The organism is Microcoleus sp. bin38.metabat.b11b12b14.051 (assembly GCF_013299165.1).
GTDB lineage: Bacteria > Cyanobacteriota > Cyanobacteriia > Cyanobacteriales > Microcoleaceae > Microcoleus.
Genome location: NZ_JAAFKD010000006.1, coordinates 171,110 through 192,382, shown reverse-complemented (window position 1 = coordinate 192,382; position 21,273 = coordinate 171,110). Strand labels below are relative to the sequence as shown.

The following is a 21,273-nucleotide window of genomic DNA, read 5'->3' as shown; positions in this document are numbered from 1 at the left end:
TTTCATCTCTTTTCATCGCCACCTTACCTACTCAACGCGCACCCGACATTGAGCCGCCAACAAGTCTGCTCGCGCTTGTACAGGTCTATCTATTATGCGCGCAATGCCCGCCCTATGTTGATTGTGCGTGAATTTAGTGGCGTTTGCAAAAATCAATCTCAGCTTGATATATTAGTCTGGAAAAGCTGAAATTTTTTGATATTGAATTGCGGCGCAATATAATATCAAAAATAGCAACTATCAACTTACCATTTGTAAAGTTATGACCGATTCTACAGGTGAAACTCAACTGCCAAAACAAGCGCCGATCGCCGCTTTCTCGGGTGCGAGCGAAAATTGCTGGCGCGACTGGGCAGATCGCGTCCCAGTCATGCTGTGGATAGCAGATGCAGAGAGCGGTTGCAATTACTTTAATTTGCAGTGGACAGAATTTACTGGGCTGAGTGAAGCCGAAATTTGCGATCGGGGCTGGAGGACAAACATTCACCCTGACGATTTAGATTGTTGGGAGCAAATCTATCTGAATGCTTGGAATTTCAGCTCTAATTTTAAGCGAGAATATCGCCTGAAAAGAGCTGACGGCGAGTATCGGTGGATTGAGGAGACAGCAGTTGCTAAATTGACGCCTGCTGGAGAATTGGCAGGATTTATCGGCACGGCGACAGATATTAGCGATGCCGTGGCGGCAGCTACGCAACGCAAAAAAGCCGAAATCGCCCTGCAACAAGCACATAAAATTCTCGAAGCGAGTTTAAATCGGTTTGACTTAGCAGTCAGCGCTGCTTTTGACGGCATTTGGGATGCGCCAATTAATCCCGAAGACGCGTTAAATCCAGAAAATGCGGTGTATTGGTCGCCCCGATTCAAAGAATTGCTCGGTTATGAAAGCAGCGAGTTTGAAAATGTTTTAGGCGCCTGGATCTCGCGAGTTCATCCCGAAGATTTAGAGCGGGTATTTGCAGCAATATCAGGTCATTTAGAACAAAAGATTCCGTTCAAAGATATAGAATATCGGATGCAAAAAAAAAGCGGCGAATACATTTGGTTGGCCGTTCGCGGACAAGCACTTTGGGACGAAAATGGCAGGCCGCTGAGATTTGCTGGTTCAATTCGAGACGTTAGCGATCGCAAAAAAGTACAAGAACAACTCCGCGCTCAAGAACAATTTTTGCGTAGTATTTATGACGGTATTGACCAAATAATTTTTGCTGTGGATGTCGGTACTGACGGCGAATTTCAGTATGCCGGTTTCAACCCTCTCGGCCAGCTAGTTCTGGGGCTACCAGACGAGAGCGAGTGGTACGGCAAAACTCCCGAAGCCGTATTTGGCGACGAACTCGGAGCCGTAATGCGGGAAAGTTATATCAATTGCGTGCGATCGCAAAATTCAGTTGTTTGGGAACGATGCCTGAAGTTCCAAGGAGCAGATACTTGGTGGCTAGTTACCCTGACGCCGCTGCCCGACGAAACAGGCAAAATTTATCGAATAATCTGCAATTCTAAAGAAATTACCGAGCGCAAACAAGCCGCAGATCAACTATTAGAATACCAGCGAAAATTAGAAGAAAGTCAAAGAATTGCTCATATCGGAAACTGGGAATTTGACATGGCTACGGGCGAGATTACTTTGTCAGATGAATTGAAACGAATTTTGGGTTTACAACCAGAACAACCAGCACCAAGTTATCCAGAATTTAGGCAGCAAATTCATCCCAATGATAGAGAAGGCTTTCAACAAACAATAGACGAAGCGATCGCACTCCGTCAACCCTACGAAATTGACCACCGCCTTTACCGTTCCGACGGACAACTGAGGTATGTGATTAGTTGGGGACAAGTCTTGGAAAACCAGGAAGGCGAAGTTGTAAAAATATTCGGAGCCTCCATCGATATTACCGATCGCAAACAAGCAGAATTAGCGCTACAAGTCAGCCAAAAACGCCTCCGCGCCGTTGTCAAAAATGCACCCATAGTTTTGGCTTGCATTGACCGTCGCGGTATATTTACACTTTCCGAAGGAAAAGCTTTAGAACCTTTAGGATTTAAGGCGGGGGAAGCCGTAGGCTTATCGGTTTACGAACTTTACAAAGATTTTCCGCAAATTATCGAAAATATTAACTTGGTTTTTGCAGGGGAGGAAAGAACCTGGCGTGCTGAATTAAACCGGGTCATTTACGAAACTCGCGGCACGCCAATATTAGATGAAAAAGGAGAAGTTGTAGGATTAATTGCTGTTTCCGTTGACATTACAGAAAGGGCGCGGGTGGAAGAAGCTTTGAGACAAAGCGAAGCAAAGCTGCGCTTAATTCTCGAAAATATGCCAGTAATGCTGAGCGCTGTAGATGCCGATCGCAATATCATCGTCTGGAACCGAGAATGCGAGCAGGTACTGGGTTACAGCGCCCCAGAACTTGTCGGCAACCTGCAAGCAATACAAGTCCTCGTCCCCGATCTTAACTACCGTCAAAAAATCTTTAGAAAAGTTGTCGAATTCGGTCACAATTTTCGAGATTTAGAAGTAGAAATGATCGCGGATGACGGCAGCGTCAAAACAATTGCTTGGTCTAATGTTTCTGCTGATTTTTCCGTTCCCGGCTGGGATTTTTGGGGAATCGGTGTCGATGTTACGGAGCGAACAGCAGCAGAATTGGCGCTGCGAACATCGGAAGCGCAACTGAGAGAACAAGCAGCGCAATTAGAAATAGCTTATCACGCCCTCGAAAATACGCAAGCACAGCTCGTGCAAAGTGAAAAAATGTCTTCTTTGGGTCAATTAGTTGCGGGAGTTGCTCACGAGATTAACAATCCTGTCAGCTTTATTTTTGGCAATATCAGCTATGCCAAAGATTACACAACTGATTTGTTAAGAATCCTCGAACTTTACCGAACAGCGTACCCTGAACCTAGCTCGGAAATTCAGGCTGAACTTGAGGAAATTGATTTAGATTTTATTCAAGAAGATTTGCCGAACCTGCTGGAGTCTATGGCTGTAGGAGCGCATCGCATTCAGGAGATTGTCAAGTCTTTGCGGACTTTTTCACGGCTGGACGAAGCAGCTTTTAAACAAGTTAATTTGCACGAAGGAATTGACAGCACTTTGATGATTGTAGCTCACCGTTTGAAACCGCACGGAGATAAACCAGGTATTGCCATAATTAAAGAGTACGGCAATTTACCCCCCATTGAATGTTACTCTGGTCAATTGAATCAGGTGTTTATGAATTTGTTAATTAATGCGATCGATGCTATGGAAGAAAAAGCAAAAAATTATCAATCTGCCGGGGATAGTTCGTCAATTTCTACAATTAATATTCGCACGGAAGTTGTGGCTGGGGAACGAGTGAAAATTAGCATCGCCGACAGCGGTACTGGCATTCCCGAGTCAGTGCAGCAGCGGCTGTTCGACCCGTTTTTTACTACAAAACCCGTCGGCAAAGGCACGGGATTGGGATTGGCTATTAGTTACGAAATTGTAGTTAAAAAACACCAAGGAACATTGCGGTGCAATTCAGAATTAGGAAGCGGTACGGAGTTTGCGATCGAAATCCCGATCCGCCAATTGCCAGCAGAATAAAATTTGTGATTGATAAGGTTCGTAGTGAGGACTTTAGTCCGCATAAATCAGAGGATTTGCATTCCTAACTACAAACCTAAAGCGGAGGACTTTAGTCCGCATAAATCAGAGGATTTGCATTCCTCACTACAAACCTAAAGCGGTTAAAGGGCAAGATTCCGACTGGCTGCTGGCGTGACAAATGCGATTTTTGCCAGCGCTTTTGGCTTGATAAAGGGCGCTGTCAGCGCTGCTAATTAGGGTGTCGGGAGATGCTTCGGCAGCAGGAATCACCGTCGCAATGCCGCAACTGAGGGTAACGTAGGGGCCGATCGACGATCGCGCGTGGGGCAGTTTCAAGTCGGCGATGGTGTCGCAAATTTTCCGGGCGACAACGTTGGCGCCAGCAGCGCTGGTGTTGGGCAGCACTACAGCAAATTCTTCGCCACCGTAGCGGGCAGGCAAATCCCCAGCCCGCTTGGCACAACTGGCGATCGCCCCGGCAACTTGACGCAAACAATCATCCCCGCCGAGGTGCCCGTAAAAGTCGTTGTAAAGTTTAAAAAAGTCGATGTCAAACATAATTAAAGACAGCGGCATTTCCTCTCTTGCCAACCTGCGCCACTCTAACATCAAAACGCGATCGAACTGGCGGCGGTTGGCAATCCCCGTCAGTCCGTCAGTAGTTGCCAGTTGCTGCAATTTTTGATTGGCTATTGCTAGCTGGCGGTAAAGTTGAGATTGTTCGATCGCGATCGCCACTTGATTCGCCAAGTGCTGTAAAAAATCTATTTCCCACTCCTGCCATTCCCTGACACCGCTGCAATTATATGCCGTCAGCATTCCCCACAAAATATTGCCATTTTTACCCGCAGCATCCGGCGCACTTGAACTCTGCACCTGCGGTTTACCAACAGCCGGCAGCAAGATATAATTTTCCGCTGTATCTTCTATTTTTTCTGATTCCCAAACAGTTTCTTCTAGTCTTTGGTTTGCCGTTTCCCAGTCGCCAGACTGCCAAATTGGCACGCTTAAAACCGCTGCAATTTCACAATCTACCAGCAACTCTTTGCAACTGTCAGCCAACGGGGCTGCGCTGATATCTGCTATTGCTTGTACTGACTGAGATTCCACCAAAAAAAAGCATGACACTGCCAAAGCAGCATTAATATTTTGGTTTTCAATATAACCGTCTGGCAAACCGTCACCTGCGACGATCGCACCTTTTTGCTGTTCCCCATCCAGTGGAGACGCCCAATCCTGACAGCGATAAACTAAAACGCGATCGGTTTTGAGGAATTGGCGCACTTCGGCGACGGTATTCTGGAGAATGCTGGTGGCATCTATGGACGATCGAATGTGTTCGATCATTTGTCCCAACAGCCGCTCTCGCAGAGCCTGCTGCCGCAATTGTTCTTCGATGCGCTGGCGCTCGATCGCGTAATGGATAGCGCGCACCAGCAGAGTTCTGTGAAATCTGCCTTTTACCAAACAATCTTGAGCGCCCGATCGCAATACCGACAGCGCCGTATTTTCATCATTAATATCCGTCAGCACCACCACCGGCACCGTGGGCGATCGGGCTTTCAAAATTGCCAGAGCCTCACTTCCCCCCAAGCTGTCTGCAACTGACAAATCTAACAGTACCGCATCAAAATTTTCTGCTTCCAGACACGCGAGTCCTATCTCTAGGCACTTAACAGTTTGGAGGCGAAACAGAGAGTCGCTGAATGACCCTAAAAGGTCTTCGATCAGCGTCGCATCTGCGAGGTCATCCTCAACCAACAAAATTTTCAGAGATTGGTTACGTGTTAACACAACTATAGCGCAATACCCTTGGGATAAGACAGTCTGGAATTCAAAACGAGAGGCAACAAAAGATAAAGATATTATTAATTCGCATTGGTTCGCCCTCACAAAAAAGCCTCTAACCAACCCTATTGAACAATAGCGTTCCGAGCGAGTTGAATCAAACTTTTTAGTTGAAAAACCGATACTTGCGAGCCGAGCGATATGTCCTCTCTCAAATTCACCCTACACTCTGTCCTCTCGCTCTCGCCCTCCATTCAAGCTTACAGCTCCGGGGACGGGAGCGAAACGATTTCAAACCAATAGTGACATAAAGTCTTCATTACTTCAACCAATCCCTCAAAAGTGACTGGTTTGGATATAAAAGAATTTGCTCCCAATCTGTAGCACAGCGAGATATCTCCGCTGCTGTGCGACGTGGTTAAAATCACCACCGGAATTTGTTGCAGATCGGGGTCATATCTGATCGCGCTTAGTGCTTCTCGCCCGTCAAGCCTCGGCATATTCAGATCCAAAAGTATGAGGTCTGGCCGATGCCAGTTGCTGCTTGCAGCATATTGACCGCGACGGTACAAATAGTCTAGCACCTGTTCTCCATTTTCCACAAATTCGCTTCTAACTGAATATCGAACTTCTCGCAGTGATTCCGCCACCAAAAAGCGCGTGTCCTCGTCATCGTTGGCGATTAAAATAGTAAACTTTTTCTGTTTATAATTCACGGCTTTGTCTCACTACCAAAGGATTTTGTGAGGTGGCGGGACTTGGAGGGGTGTCCGATCGCCTGCAAAGCATCTGTTGCCATAGGGCGGCACATCTGGCCGCGCTGAATTTGTGTTGCAGCAATTTGCGATTGTGCATCATTTGCTGGTATTTGCTAATCATGCTAGTTTCACTTGACAGTCTATCTGAGAACCAGCTTGCTGCAAACACATCACAACTACTTGTGGGAAAACTACTAGAGAAAGTGCTGCATACCAAAGCCAGATGCTCTGGATGCAGTTGAAACAAACTGAAAAATTTGGCACGCACCACAGATTCTTAAGTTGTAAAAGGAGCGAGCTAATATATCGATCGTGATGGATTTTTAGCTCACTGTCATCAGTGAATATGCTACAGTTTTTGAGGATTTGTGTAAAGAAACGATAAATATATTTATAGTTAAAGTAAATCACTGATGACTGCTCCGACCAACTGCTGAGTTTACTCGGGAACCGGAAGAGAAAAATAAAAAATCGAGCCTCTACCAGGTTCTGATTCTATCCAAAGGCGGCCGCCGTGGCGATCGACAATCCTTTGACAAATCGCTAAGCCGATACCAGTGCCCGAATACTCTTTTTGAGTGTGCAAGCGCTGAAAAATCTGAAAAATTTGCCCGTGGTGCTGTTGGGCAATGCCAATACCGTTGTCCTGAACCGAAAACACCCAGTTATCCCCCTGACGCTGGGCGTGGGCCCGGACGAGTGGCGGCAGGCTACTGCGGTACTTAATGGCATTACCAATTAAATTTTGAAACAGTTGCAGCATTTGAAAACTGTCACCTGTTACCCTTGGCAAATCGCCCCTAGTAACAGAAGCTTGATTTTTAGCGATCGCCAACTGCAAATTAGCGCAAGCATCATCAAAAAGCTGATTGCAATCTATCAGATCGAAACGTTTCTGACTGCGACCTACCCGCGAATACTCCAGCAAATCATCAATCAGCCCCTGCATCCGCACGCAAGAATTAACAATATTGCCCAGAAATCTATTTCCTTCGGCATCAAGTTGGTTGTGATAGCGCCTTTCTAATAGTTGAGCGTAGCCGGCAATCGTGCCCAAAGGCGCCTGCAAATCGTGAGAAGCCACATAGGCAAACTGTTCTAGTTCGGCATTAGAGCGAGTTAATTCTTGAGAGTAGCGGGTTTGAGTTTCTAAACTCGCTTGCAGCAGTTCTTGTACCAGCTTGCGCTCGGAAATATCCTCGATCGCACAAATCAAATACTGCGCCGTCCCCTCAGCATCGCGCATTGCCGAAACCGTAACATTCGCCCAGCACACTTCCCGATCTTTGCACAGCAAACGCTTTTCCCGAGAAAAAGTTTCAATCTCTCCCGATAACAACAAGCGCACGTATTCTCTGTCAGCTTCCATATCATCCGGGTGAGTAATTACCTGCCAATCAAGCTGCAACAATTCCGATGCTGCATAGCGGACAATTTGACAAAAGCCGGGATTGACCCGCAAAAATCGACCGCAGAGCGCGGTTTTAGCGATGCCGACTGCCGTTTGCTCGAAGATCGCCCGGAACCGTTCTTCGCTTTCGCGCAGGGCAATTTCTCCTAATTTGCGATCGGTGATATTGCGAAATGTTACGGCCAGACCGTCATTTAATTTGACCGCGACAATATGCAGCCAAGCACTTGTAACTCGATCGTGTTGGTAATAAAATTCTTGGTCTAAAGTTTCTCCGGTCTCTACTACAGAAACGTACAAATCAAATAACCCATTGTTACGAACTTGAGGAATTTCTACCAACAAACGCTTGCCAACGAGCGCTTTAAATGCGTCACCTGAAATTTTTTCGGCAGCAGGGTTGACTAACAGCCATTGGAAATCTACAATATTTCCCTGACTGTTGCGGACAGCAGAATAAGCCACCACACCGTCTAAAGAACTATTTAAAATACTAGCCAGCAGCGATTGCGACTGTTGCAGTTGAGCGTTCTGCTCCTTTAATTGCTGTTGCAGTTTTTGCAAGCAGACTTGCTTGTCGATGCGCGCCAAAACTTCTTCTACTTGAAAAGGTTTAGCAATATAGTCTACCCCGCCCACTCGAAAAGCTTGTAATTTATCATTAATATTATCTAATACGCTTAAAAAAATCACCGGAATTTGTTCTGTTTGGGCCGTCGCTTTCAGCCTCTGACAAACTTCATAACCGTTCATTTGCGGCATTCTAATGTCTAGCAAAATTAAATCGGGGCAGTGAACTATTGCAGCATTCAACGCCAGTTGACCGCAAATAGCTCGGTAAACCTGATATCCCTCGGCTGTTAGCAGCTCGGACAAAAACCGCAGATTGCTGGGTTGGTCGTCAACCACCAATATTTTAATTTCCCTATTATCCATTTATTTTAAAATTAATTGAGTTAAAGCCAGAATCCTATCGAGTCGGTAATCTGCCAGCAAATCTTTTAAAGCATCAGCTAAAATTGGATTTGTTTCAGAAATGCGATCGACAATTTCAATTGCCAGCTCTTCATTAACATCATTAACTGCCTCGTAGAGTTCCTGCACCCAATATCGAGGCATCTCGGCCAGCAGCGACAGAAAAAATGAATCTGGTTTTTCCGCCACAAAATAACGCCGTAAAGCCCCCACCGGGACTCCCGGTAATTGTTCACAAATATAGCGCACTCCCAAATAACAAGCCATCTTATCAAACAGGATTTGTTCTTGAAAAGGTTTCCGCACAAAATCGTCGCAACCTGCGGCAATAATTTCGCCTTTTCTTTCCTCAAAAGTGCTAGCAGTCAGAGCAATAATTACAGTTCTGCCCTGAGTTGCTTTCTCCTTAACTCTAATTTGTCTGACAGCTTCCAAACCGTCCATTACTGGCATTCGCGTATCCAGCCAAATTAAATCAGGCTGCCAACTTTCCCACAGTTCAACAGCTTGGAGACCGTTTTCTGCTTCTAGGACTTCAAAACCAATTGGTTGCAGCATTTTTACTAGCAGCAGCCGATTTTCTTGGTTGTCGTCAACGGCTAAAATTCGATAAACCGGTTGCTCTGCTTCTAATCCAATTACCCGCTGCAATGTCGTGACTTTGATTTCAGACTCAATAGCGGGAAATGCCCGAATATTAAATTTAAAACTGCTCCCCTGATCTAAAACACTTTCCACCCCAATATTTCCGCCCATTATCTGCACGTATTTTCTAGTAATAGTCAAACCCAATCCCGTACCGTCAGCCGCTTTTTTTCCAGCTTCTGTTTGCACAAAAGCATCAAATAAATTGTCAATTTCTGCTGCTGCTATGCCAACTCCTGTGTCTTCAACTTCAAAAATAATTCCACATTCTTCAGGTGACCTTGAGTTAAGATTGATTGCTGATTCATGTTGCTGCTGGTTGCTTTCAAGGCTCGCACGCAACCAAATGCTGCCGCCTTCAGGAGTGAATTTTATGGCATTTGCCAGCAGGTTAATCAAGCAGACGCGCAGCTTTTTTTCGTCATTTTTTATATATTGGGGAACATTCGCCTGCACGAAAAATCTCAGTTGCAAATTTGTAATTTCAGCTTTGATTTGAAACATCTCTTCGAGAGTATCGAGCAGTTGATAAAGGTCAAAGCTGCGTTCGTCTAACCCAATTATCCCTGCTTCTATTTTCGACAAATCTAAAACATCGTTAATTAGTTCCAGCAAATGTTGACCGCTGCGGTTGATAATTCGGAGATTTTCGATATTTTCGTTGTTGAGCAAAGAGTCGCGGCTCATGACTTGGGTAAAACCGAGGATCGCGTTCAAGGGAGTCCGCAATTCGTGGCTCATGTTGGCAACAAATTGACTTTTTGCCAGCGATGCAGCGGCTGCGACTTCTTCGGCTTTTTTGCGTTCAATGATTTCTTTTTGCAATTGGGTATTGCGATCCATCAATTCTTTTTTCAGTCTTTGGATAGTCAGTTGGTGTTCGATTCTCGCTAAAACTTCTGCCACATGAAACGGTTTTGTGACATAATCTACTCCTCCAACTTGAAAGGCTGTTACTTTGTCCAATACTTCATCTAAAGCGCTGATGAAAATAACTGGAATTTCTGATGTTTTCGGATCTGCCTTGAGTTGCGTGCAAACTTCGTAGCCGTCCATTTCTGGCATTTTGATATCTAGTAAAATCAAATCTGGAGAACCCGATCGCGCGGCTCTGATTGCCATTTTGCCGTTAATTACGCCCCGGATTTTGTAACCCCGATCCGACAGTGTTGCTGATAAAACTTGCAAATTTTCGGGAGTGTCGTCAACAATTAATATGTTGCCCTTATTCTCTTCTGTTTGATTGCTGGTCATCACTAGCTGTTTTTTGTTAACTGGGAAATTGCAGAAATTGTGAAAAAACCTGTCAAATCGTCATTATAGCACTCGCTCCCAAATTAACTACTTTTATATTTACATAACTTAGGCATACCAACCCAAAAAGCCTAGTTAATCTACCCGCAGAGAGAGCCTTAACTAAGTATTTATAGCCTTTCTGAGATTTATGAAGAATTTGAGATTTTCTATTTTTCCATTTTTAAATTTGAGATTGGCTATAATGCAATACGGTTTACTTAAGACCGCCTTGGGGGTAGAGCGCTATGAAAAATCAACTCTGCGATTGCTTTCATAAAAGATCGCTTCGCTAACGTTCCTCGCAATGACAATCCTAAGTAAACCGTATTGAGCTATAATGGCTTCCTTCGGCTACGATCTTCGGACAAGTCGCGGGCGAGGGTAAGGATTGAGGAATTGTTAATTAATTAGTCAATAGGTCAGATTTTTGAGACTAAGCTGTCCTACATTTAAATTGTATGTCAAAAATCGCTTAAACACTCTTGTGGGATGGGCTTCTAGCCCGTCCCGAATATACAATTTAAATGCGCTACAGCTTAGGCGATAAGTGAATAAAAAACTATTGCTTCTTGAAATACTCCCCGGCCTAAAGGCACGGGGATTCTTCACGCTTCATCGACAGATGCTACCGAAGTAGTCTTCTTCCGTCTCGACGTGCATTTAGAGTCGTGGCGATTCCCCATCCCGACTTTATTTATGTTTTTTGCGGCATTCTGATCACGGTCGTGTGTGGCCCCGCAATTTATGCACTGCACTGACCGCACTTTTAAGTCTAGCTTGCCCCACTTGTATCCACATTCAGAGCACACTTGGCTAGTAGGTTCCCAGCGGCTAATTACAACAAATTCTCTGTCGTACTTGACGGACTTGACGGAGCAAAATACTCTAAACTGTCGCCAACCTTGAAGGCTAATTGCTCTAGAAAGTTTGCGGTTTTTCATCATTCCTGACACATTCAAGTCTTCTAAAATGATGGCTTGGTTTTCGCTTACCACCTTAGTTGATAGCTTGTGCAGAAAGTCTTTGCGCGTATCCGCAATCTTGTTATGCGTTTTTGCTATTTTAATTCGGGTTCTATGCCGACGTTTAGAATCTTTTTCTTGTCGGGCTAGTTTCCGTTGCAGCTTCCTGACTTTACGGTCAAGCTTCACATAGCTTGGACTTTCAGCTTTCGTGCCATCGCTCATGAAAGCAAAAGTCTTGATTCCCAAGTCAATCCCAATACTTTGGTTCTTAGCTTCAAGACTGACTGGTTCGACATCAACTACAAAACTCAAGAAATAGCGGTTGGCACAGTCTTTAACTACAGTTACAGAACTAGGTTCCGAAGGCAGACTCCTTGACCAGATTGGATTTACGTTTCCAATATGAGCTAAGTAGACTGTTTCTCTGTTGATGGAAAAACCGCCGCGAGTCAGCCTTGCTGATTGCTGGCTGGTCTTTTTCTTGAACCTAGGGCTACCTAGTTTTTTTCCTTTTCGCTTTCCCTTGAGAGAGTTGAAAAAGTTTTTGTAGGCAATCCCTAGGTCAGCAATTGACTGCTGCAATGGGATTGCTGAGACTTCGGACAACCAGTGTCGCTCTTCGGTCTTTTTTGCTTGGGTGATGAATAGTTTTTGCAAGTCCCCACTGCTAGGCAGCTTTAGCGAGTTTTTACACAACGCTAGCGCATCATTCCAAACTACCCGACAGCATCCAAACAATTGAGCTAGGCTTTGTTGTTGTTGAATTGTGGGGTAGAAGCGGGTAGAGTCGATGTGGGGTATTATCCCCAGCACCTCTCTGTTAGAACCGTGCGTACGCATTTCTGTGTACACGGCTCCCGATATTCTTAGGGAGTTACCCTTTTGCCCATGTGTAAATAGTCGTGACAGCTTTCATGGATTGCTAGAAGATTTTTAGGCTTCCAGTTATCATGATTTTTGTCTATGTGGTGAAGATGTACAGGTTCATCACTTATAAATTTCATTCCACAATGACCACATGAATGGTTTTGCTTTTTGAGAGCTTTAGAGGTTATACCATTGTATAACTTACTATTGCGTTCACTCCAGTAAGTTAAATCTCCGTCGTAGGGTGATTTTTCACCTTTGACCATGATGTGTTTGTTTTCGGAGTAAGGAATTGCTGGGAAAGCCTGTTTGACAAGTTTTAGACTTGATTCGCGGGTGTTCTTTGTTTCCTTATTAAATACCGTGTGCGCCCTGTGGTTTAGGAACCAAAGTGAAAACCTTGCTCCTGACATATCGCAGAACCTATGGTACTTTCTCCATCCTCTAACTATTGGTGCTAGCTTTTCGGCTTTTACCTTAGAACCATAGTTCGAGCAATTTACGATGTTCTTTACCTTCAAACGGAATTTTTTGTAGTTATCCACTGAGGGGTAACTTTTAAATCTTCCATCGCTTAGCACCTTGAAGTGCCAGCCGAGAAAGTCGAATCCATCTGTCGTAGCGGTTATCTTGGTTTTGTTTTCACTTATCTTCATTCCTCTTTCTGCTAGAAATTTGTCAATTCTTTCAAGTATCTCGTTTGCATCGTCTTGAGGTCGTAGCATTATAACCATATCGTCGGCGTACCGAACGGAAGGGCTATTAATGTGTCTCTCTGAGGTTCTGCTGGTAATCCTAGTTCCATTTACATGGAATCTGTGAATACTTTCAATTCCGTTTAAGGCGATGTTTGCTAGTAAAGGACTCACCACACCACCTTGAGGTGTTCCTTGTTCGGGAAACTCTGGATTGACTCCGGCTTTGAGACATCGGAATATTCCTTGTCTTATGCTCTTAGGAGCTATAAGTCTATCCATTATGGCGGTGTGATTTATCCTATCGAAGCATTTTTCGATATCGAGTTCTAAGACTCTTTTATCTATTCCATTTACATTTGAGTTTAGGTTTGAGAACAGGAATTGTTGGGCATCGTGTGCTGACCGTCCTGTTCTGAATCCATAGCTTCTTTTGTGGAAAGTTGCTTCATGTGCGGGTTCTAAAGCATATTTTGCTAGGCACTGCCAAACTCTATCCGCTATGGTGGGTATTTTGAGTTTTCGAGTTGTTCCGTCCTTTTTGGGGATTGGAATTTCTCTTAATCCTTGATCTTTCCAATTTCCTGCGTGGTCTTTTAGTAGGGTTTCTAATTGAAATCTTTCTAAAAAGTCGAGGGATTTTTTACCATCAATACCTGCCGTTCTTTTCCCCGCGTTTAGCTGAGTTACTTGTCGAATTGCTAAGAATCTAGCAGCTTTTGACTTCAGTATAAGCTTCTGCAAAAACTTCGCTTTCCGCTTGTCTCCTGCTCGAACTGCTTTGAATATTCTTCTTTGTAGGCGGAATAAATCTTTGCGGAATTTCTTCCAAGGTAGATTTTTCCAAGATTCACTGGTGTTGCCACCGTGTCTAATCATGCTCTGCTCCGTTGAATATTTTCTGAATACCTTGCAAAAATTACTTTGCATCCTACCCGACTTGAGAGAGTTCCGTATCTCATCTTACCTACATGGAAATCGACGTGTCCATGACTCTCAGGTCGTTTTTATTCGTTCCCTCAGATGATTGATTGTTCCGTTAGGTGTAGTCACTTCAACCATCAGACTCCCTAGATTCTTGCAGCTATTCAATTCATATGCTGCGGGATTAATCTCTGATGAAGTCAGGGTTTTACGTTATGCCCTGCTTAGATATAGGTTGCTTTTCTAGACTCGGTTTCACCGTAGGAACTTCCTATTAGCGCCAGTGTCAGCCCATAACAGCCGTCTGATTGCGCCCTGTTCCCAGCTTCACTCTCCAAGAATTGAGCTTGGTCGGTGTGGGCAGATCAGGAGTCACGCATGAATCTTGCGGGAAGGACTTGCACCTTCATCAATCTGAGAGTTCAGCACTTAACCAAGGGGTCAAGTTTTACTGGATTAGTTATTTGCGGACTGATTACCGGGATTTACTAATCAACGAATCGCACGAATTGGTATCTAGCTTTCACTTTCTAATATATAATTGGTCTGTTACTCGATCATATATTAGTTGGCTCAAAATGACAAATTTTTGCGAAAAGAAAGGCATAGTGTTACCGACTTAAAGATTCACTTGGTCTGCGTGACTAAGTACCGTAGGTCTGTACTCACTAGCGAAAGCCTTGCGGTGATTGAGACTTCGTTTAAGGATGTGGCTCAGAAGATGAATTTTCAGATCGAGAGAGTTTAACGGGGAGTCTGACCACATTCACGTTTTAATTGAATATCCGCCCAAGCTATCTATTTCTGCCATAGTGAATGCGCTTAAGGGCGTTTCTAGCAGGAAATACGGACAAGGGGGTTTCCCGAAGCCCTACGGGAAAGAGGCTTTATGGAGTCCAAGCTATTTTGCCACTTCTGTTGGAGGTGCATCGCTAGAAGTGCTCAAGCGCTATATCCAGAATCAAGAAAAGCCGTCTTGAAAGACGGGGCTTTTACCCAGTTCTTTGGTAAGTCCTGATTTCAATCATAATCCAGGATAAATCGATCGCCCGCAGGCGCATTTACCAACAGCCGATCGAGCTGAAGCATCAATCATCCCCTACCCGCCCGTCTCCCTACTCTCTCAAACATTTCTAAACTCTTCAATCAAATCAATAATCCGATCGCACCGAAAGTTATTCACCAAATCCGCGATCGCCCTGCGGAAACCAGCATCCACAGGAGAAATCGACAACAGCAGCCGAAAAATCTCCTCATTATCAACCGCATCCGCCGCAGCGTACAACTCATCCACCCATGGCGCCGGCATAGCTGCAAAAAATGAAGCATTCAGCATCAAAGGCAAAGGGGCCGTTTGGGCGATCGCAGAAACATCACCGTCCGTTACAGCATCAGAACTCAGTGAAGCTTCTCGATCGTAAACATAGCGTACTCCCAGATACTTAGCGATCTTTTCGAGAATCACTTGTTCCCGAAAAGGCTTGGCGACAAAATCATCGCACCCAGCAGACAAAATCACCGATCGCTCCTCATCAAAAGCACTCGCCGTCAGAGCAATAATCACCGTTGCTTGACCTTTCAAATGCGCTTTAATCCGTTTAGTAGCTTCATAGCCGTCCATCACCGGCATCCGCATATCCATCCAAATCAAATTAGGTTCCCAACTCGACCAAATTTCCAAAGCTTCAACGCCATTTTCGGCCTCTCGCACCACAAAACCGAGGGATGACAGCATTCTCACCAACAGCAAACGGCTTTCCAGGCGATCGTCCACAGCTAAAATGCGGTATTCCGGCTGTCCCGGCTCAATCCCCACAACGCGGCGAGCAGTTTGAGCTACCTGAATTTCCAGTGCATTAGGGAGCGAAACTTTCACATCAAATCTAAAAATGCTGCCGCTACCGACGCTGCTAGTCACAGTCATTTCTCCTCCCATCAACTGCACAAACTGTTTGCTGATCGGCAAACCTAAACCAGTTCCTTCTTGAGCTTTTCTCCCGATTTCTGTCTGAGCAAAAGGTTTAAACACATTGTCCATTTCTTCCGGCAAAATTCCCGCCCCCGTGTCTTCAACTTCAAAGAACAAGCAGCAAGTGTCGCTCAGCGAAATGTCGAGATTTTTTGTGTTTGCCAACAGCTCATGTTTTATTCTTAAATTTACACCGCCTTCCGCGGTAAATTTAATTGCATTTCCCACCACATTAATCAATACCTGACGTAACTTGCTTTCGTCTGTTTCTACATATTGAGGTACGTCGGGAGTGGCATCAAAAATTAACTGCAACCCTTTTTTTTCTGCTTGCAGCTTCAGCATATCTTCCGTATTCATCAGCATTTTGTGCAAGTCGAAGGTGCTGTTATTCAGTGTCACCAGCCCGACTTCAATTTTTGACATTTGCAGAATATTATTGATCAAATCGAGCAAATGTTCCCCGCTACGGCTAATGATTCCTAAATATTGCTGTTGGTCGCTACCCTGGGCGGCGTCGCGGGACAACAGTTGACTGAAACCCAAAATTGCGTTGAGGGGAGTTCGCAATTCGTGGCTCATGTTCGAGAGAAATTCGCTTTTAGCCCTGTTGGCTCTGTCGGCTTCTTCTTTAGCTTTTTGCAGGGCGATCTCTGCTTGTTTGCGCTCGGTAATATCGCTAGTTGTGCCGGTGGTGACGGTAATATTTCCGAATGCGTCCAAGCGCGCGATCGCCTTCGTGTTGACATCAATCTGTCGGCCGTCTTTTCCTAAGACGATACTTTCGTACTGAAGCACAGCATCTCCCGTCAGCAACCGCTGCTGAAGTTCCAGGTTGTGGTCTATTTGTGCTGGCGCCAAAAAGTCGCTAAAAGAACAGCCGATCATTTCTTCAGGTTCGTAACCGTAGATTTGTTTTACTGCTTGGTTGATAAAAGTAATGTGTCCCTCAGCATCGCAAGACCAGATAATATCTTGAGAAGTTTCCACTAAATGGCGGTATTTTTCTTCGCTCTCTGCTAAGCCTATTTCTGCCAGCTTGCGGGGCGTAATATCCATCAAAGTTGTAAACAGTTTGATCAGTTGCCCTTGCTCGTTGACAACTGCTTCTCCTCTGGATTCGATGTAACGGATGAAGCCGCCTTCACTTGTCTGTGACGGGCAATTATCGGCGGCAATTGTCGATTCCGGGCGCAGGATGCGATATTCTAAACTGTAGGATTGCCCGCTAGCAATAGCAGCGTCGATCGCGGTTTGCCATTTTTGTCTGTCGTCGGGATGCACGTATTGCGGAAACTCAGTTAGTGTGGGCGCAGCCTGGGCGGCATCGAGACCGAAAATATGAGATAATTCTTCCGACCAAGTAGTTGTATCGGCAGAGAAATCGTATTCCCAATTACCGACGCGGGCGATTCTTTGCGCTGCTGCTAAAGAAGCCGCTACCGCCCGGAGTTTTTCTTCAGCTAATTTGCGATCGCTAATATCTTGAATCACCGAAATCACGCAGGTTTCGCCGTGAATGTCAATAATTTCAGCAGACAGCAGTCCGGTTCTGAGTTCCCCAGTTTTAGTGCGCCAATCAAATTCGTAGTTGCGAACAAATTTTTTTTCGTCTAACATTGCAAACAAGTTGGTGCGGGCTGGCGTGCTTTCCCACAGATTCAGATCCAGCGCCGTGCGATCGAGAATTTCTGGCGCCGAATAACCGATTGTCTTGCAGAAAGCCTCATTAACTTCTAAATAACGACCGTCTTTAAGCCTGATAATAGTAATCGGATTGGGAGAAGAACGAAAAGCTTTAGCAAATTTTTCCTCAGACAAACGCAGTTGTGCAGTCCGTTCCTCAACTAAAGTTTCCAATTCTTGATTCAGGTTTTGGAGTTGAGCATTTTGTTCCGCTAATTGCTTCTCCATAAAATAACTGTTGACAGCTTCTTTCACAGTCAATTTCAAATCTTCTGACTGCCAAGGCTTCGATATGTAGCGGTACAATTTAGCATATTTAATAGTATTTGCCACCGCTTCGAGGTCTGCTTGCCCAGTCAGCATAATTTTGATAGTTTTTGGCGAAATTCTGTGAATCTCCTTCAGCAATTCGTCGCCTCTAATATGAGGCATCAGATAGTCGGAAATCACCGCCACGATTTCGCAGCCCTCCGCCAGCAACTCATCGATTAACTCTAAAGCATCTTCGCCGCCTTCAGCAGTTTCTAATAAGTGTTCTTCACCCAGGGCTTTTTTTAACTCAATCTTCAAACTTTCCAGGATGATCGGTTCGTCATCCACGCAAATAATTACAGGTTTATTACTCATATTTTTGCCAAACCCGATTTTATCGTTTCTACTAATTCTTGGCCATCCCACGGCTTGTACAAGCAGCGGTGCAAGTTGGCTTGCTGTTTCACCCGTTCTATTGCTAGTTCGTCGGCTTGCCCCGTTAGCATGACTTTCACAATCTTAGGATATTTTTTGTGAACCCCAATCAAAAATTCATCTCCTTTAAGACCAGGCATTAACCAGTCAGATACTATGACCAAAATATCGCTTTCCTCTTCTGCTTGAATTTCCTCGATAATTTCTAGAGCTTCCTCGGCATTTTCTGCGACTTCGTAGAGGTAATCATCGCCAAATTCCTTTTTGAGTTGAATCTTCAAACTGTTTAAAATTACCATTTCATCATCAACGCACAAAATTACTGGCTTCGGCATAAAATTTGACTCCTATTTAATTGATAAAAAATGGATCGAGGCCAATAACGCTCAAAAAATCTGGTTATACTGGCAGGCATACGGTAAATTTGGTTTCCCCTGGCACGCTTTCTACTTGTAGTTTTCCTTGGTGTTTTTCAATGATTTTATTAACTATATCCAATCCCAAACCGCTGCCTTCTCCTGGAGGTTTAGTCGTGAAAAAAGGCTCAAAAATTCTCGGCATAATCTCAGGGGGAATTCCTTTTCCGCTGTCGGTAATAATGACTGATATTGCACGATCTTGGTATTTGACATCAATTTTTAACACTCCTTTGTTGCCCATTGCTTGTAAAGCATTGTGAAGCAAATTTGTCCAAACTTGATTAAGTTCATCAGGATAGCATAGCACAGAGGGTAAATCATTACCATAGTTTCTGACTACTTCCACACCGTGTTTAATTTGGTATTGATAAAGTGTTAAAACAGTATCAATGCCGTCGGTAATATTTGCGATCGCCTTGGAGCCAGACTGGTCGTAACGAGAGTAGCTTTTCAAAGCAAAAACGATTTTTGCTGCCCGATCGGTCGCAGTAGTAATATTTTTAGTGCTTTTTTGTACCGTAGCAAATTCGTAGGCAGTTTGTAAAATATTTGAACTTGTGCTGTCTTGCAACAAAGGTAACAAAGTTTCAAGGTTTTTGCAGATGCCAATATCTAATAACGTACAGGCAATGCTGTCGGCGCCGTCAATCCCTGCTGATTCTAATTCCCGCTGCAATTTTTTTTTCAAGTGACGTTTTTCTTTACTAGATAAGGTGTCTATTTCTTGACTAGAGTTGTGCAGCAGGGCAAAGAAATCCTGCTGTCGTTCCGGGGATAGTTGTTGGAAAAACATCGGTAAGTGGTGCAATTGTTCAGTCCAGAAGTCGGCGATGTTCTGCACCGAGGAGCGAATCGCCCCTAAAGGAGAATTGATTTCGTGGGCAACTCCGGCAATTAACTGTCCGAGAGCTGCCATTTTTTCTGATTGAATCAGTTCTTTTTGAGTGCGCTTCAGTTCTTCCAGGGTATGAGCTAATTCACTATTTTTTTGAGACACCGCTGACTCTGCTAGTTTGCGGGCGCTGATGTTGCGGGCAACCCAAATTACTGCATTTTTTGAGAACAGAGAAATGCAGGCTGAAAACCAAATTTCGCGACCGCTAACTATTAAACTGTAGTCAAAATTGAGCGTTTGTTGCGTTTCTAACACTTGCTGAACTAGCATCCACCAATCATCTGGGTTGTCGTCGTCAAAAAAATGTTCGACTGTCAAACTTACTATGTCGCAATCCGGCTCGGAAAACTCCGCCGTATTTGTCGGTAAAACTTCTATGTTACCCTGACTGTCAAGCACGAGAACGATGTCTGGCATCGCTTCAAAAACTGCACGGACTTTGCTTTCAGAAAAATGCAACTTTTCTTCTAACAATTGGCGTTCCCTAACTTCTTGCTGCAAATTTTCATTGGTTGCTGCTAGTTCAAGCGTGCGCTCTCGCACTCGCTGTTCCAGTTCGGTGTTGAGGCGGCGGATTTCAGCTTCAGCGGTGGCGCGTTCTTGTATTTCGTTCTTTAACTGATTGTTAGCTTTAATTAATTCTAAAGTTCGCAGCTTAATTTGTTCTTCTAAACCTTCATTTAACATCCGCAACTGTTCCTCTACATCGCTTCTGTGCAGTGCTTGTGTTTCCAATTGTTCGTTCACTTTTTTAAACTCCAGCATTTTTTCGGCAACTGTTTCCTGCAAAACCTCGACATTGGCGAGCATTTCTACTGGCTCTAAGGCATACAACAGGCTACTTTGGGTCACAATCCCGGCTAAATATCCTGCCTCGTCCGCCACCACCAAGCGCCGAATGCGTTGCTGCTGCATGAACTGGTGAGCCTCCCACATTGTGGCTTTTACTTCTAGCACTATTAAGGGAAAACTCATGGCGGCGGCGGTTGCTTTACCGACGCAATCGAGTTCGGCAGCTTGGAATTTAACAATGTCGCCTTCTGTAATTATGCCCACCGGTTTCTGATGGCTGTTGTCGCAATCAGTGCAAATGACTGTGCAGCTTTTGCGCTGGGTTGCCATCAGTTTTGCGACTTCTAAAACAGAGGTGTTAGTTGAGGCAACTACTACTTCTGGATTCATAATTTCTCCGGCGCGCCGCATTTGCAGCAAGTCGCCCGGTTTCAGGATTTGACGGATACCTTCTGGGGTGATGGCGCCGATCAAGTTTCCGCCTTCGTCTGTGACGGGCAAGTGACGAATTTTTGCCGTTAGCGCAGCCCTCGAAGAGGATCGCAATATGCTCAATACTTTGAAGATATTCTGCGATCGCTCCAAGGAAATTGCGATCGGATTTTGCGTCATTACCGCAGAAATTGCCACCCCCGCTAGCGGTATTTCCCGAGCAGTTATTTTCACAACGTCGCGCTCTGTCAAAATTCCCAGCAGTTGGCGATCGCTCGCGATTAAAATGCAACTGGCCCTCGCGGATGTCATGGCTGCGATCGCCACTTTCAAAGGCGTGTCAGGAGGCACCACCGGCAGTTTGGGGTCGATCGCCTGTTGTAGCAAGCTTTGGCTATCAGAAACTTTTCTTGACATAGGCAAATTCAGGGAAATAGATGCAGGCGGAACCTACAATTAATACCATTTTAGATTTTAGATTTGACAGTGGTA

The 21,273-nt window shown here is 44.8% G+C and carries 11 protein-coding genes and 1 pseudogene; 2 read left to right on the top strand and 10 right to left on the bottom strand.

Features of this window, described 5'->3' with window-relative positions; translation table 11 throughout:
• The first annotated feature begins 262 nt into the window (after positions 1–262).
• Positions 263–3,574, top strand: a complete 3,312-nt coding sequence (locus QZW47_RS09385) for a PAS domain S-box protein (protein ID WP_293126390.1) — start codon at positions 263–265, stop codon at positions 3,572–3,574.
• 126 nt (positions 3,575–3,700) lie between these two features.
• Here the strand turns inward: QZW47_RS09385 and QZW47_RS09380 are convergent, their stop codons facing one another.
• The 7 genes from QZW47_RS09380 to QZW47_RS09350 form a co-directional block, all read right to left on the bottom strand.
• The gene (locus QZW47_RS09380; RefSeq protein WP_293126388.1) at positions 3,701–5,371 is read right to left on the bottom strand and encodes a diguanylate cyclase; all 1,671 of its coding nucleotides are present in this window, start codon (positions 5,369–5,371) and stop codon (positions 3,701–3,703) included.
• Positions 5,372–5,625: 254 nt separating this feature from the next.
• Entirely contained in the window at positions 5,626–6,081 is a 456-nt protein-coding gene (locus tag QZW47_RS09375) for a response regulator (RefSeq protein ID WP_293126386.1), read from the bottom strand.
• Entirely contained in the window at positions 6,071–6,391 is a 321-nt protein-coding gene (locus QZW47_RS09370) for a hypothetical protein (RefSeq protein WP_293126384.1), read from the bottom strand. The genes QZW47_RS09375 and QZW47_RS09370 overlap by 11 nt, the downstream gene beginning before the upstream one ends.
• Positions 6,392–6,562: 171 nt before the next feature.
• A complete protein-coding gene (locus QZW47_RS09365) occupies positions 6,563–8,470 on the bottom strand; it encodes a PAS domain S-box protein (RefSeq protein ID WP_293126382.1) in 1,908 nt (635 codons plus the stop codon).
• Positions 8,471–10,408, bottom strand: a complete 1,938-nt coding sequence (locus tag QZW47_RS09360; RefSeq protein ID WP_293126380.1) for a response regulator — start codon at positions 10,406–10,408, stop codon at positions 8,471–8,473. It lies immediately after the preceding gene.
• A gap of 647 nt (positions 10,409–11,055) precedes the next feature.
• Entirely contained in the window at positions 11,056–12,255 is a 1,200-nt protein-coding gene (locus tag QZW47_RS09355) for a transposase (RefSeq protein ID WP_293126378.1), read from the bottom strand.
• A gap of 26 nt (positions 12,256–12,281) precedes the next feature.
• Entirely contained in the window at positions 12,282–13,856 is a 1,575-nt protein-coding gene (locus QZW47_RS09350) for a reverse transcriptase domain-containing protein (protein ID WP_293126376.1), read from the bottom strand.
• 634 nt (positions 13,857–14,490) lie between these two features.
• On the opposite strand from QZW47_RS09350, the pseudogene tnpA reads away from it, so the two are divergent.
• Positions 14,491–14,881, top strand: a pseudogene (gene tnpA / locus QZW47_RS09345) (IS200/IS605 family transposase).
• 143 nt (positions 14,882–15,024) lie between these two features.
• Here the strand turns inward: tnpA and QZW47_RS09340 are convergent.
• From QZW47_RS09340 to QZW47_RS09330, 3 genes are all read right to left on the bottom strand, one after another.
• Positions 15,025–18,183 (bottom strand): PAS domain S-box protein, encoded by a 3,159-nt coding sequence (locus QZW47_RS09340; RefSeq protein WP_293126374.1) that lies wholly within the window; start codon positions 18,181–18,183, stop codon positions 15,025–15,027.
• Positions 18,180–18,578, bottom strand: coding sequence for a response regulator (locus QZW47_RS09335; protein WP_293126372.1), 399 nt, complete (start codon positions 18,576–18,578; stop codon positions 18,180–18,182). Before QZW47_RS09335 ends, QZW47_RS09340 begins: the two co-directional genes overlap by 4 nt.
• Positions 18,579–18,642: 64 nt before the next feature.
• On the bottom strand, positions 18,643–21,198 hold the full coding sequence (locus tag QZW47_RS09330) for a CBS domain-containing protein (protein WP_293126370.1): 2,556 nt from the start codon (positions 21,196–21,198) through the stop codon (positions 18,643–18,645).
• Positions 21,199–21,273 lie beyond the last annotated feature (75 nt).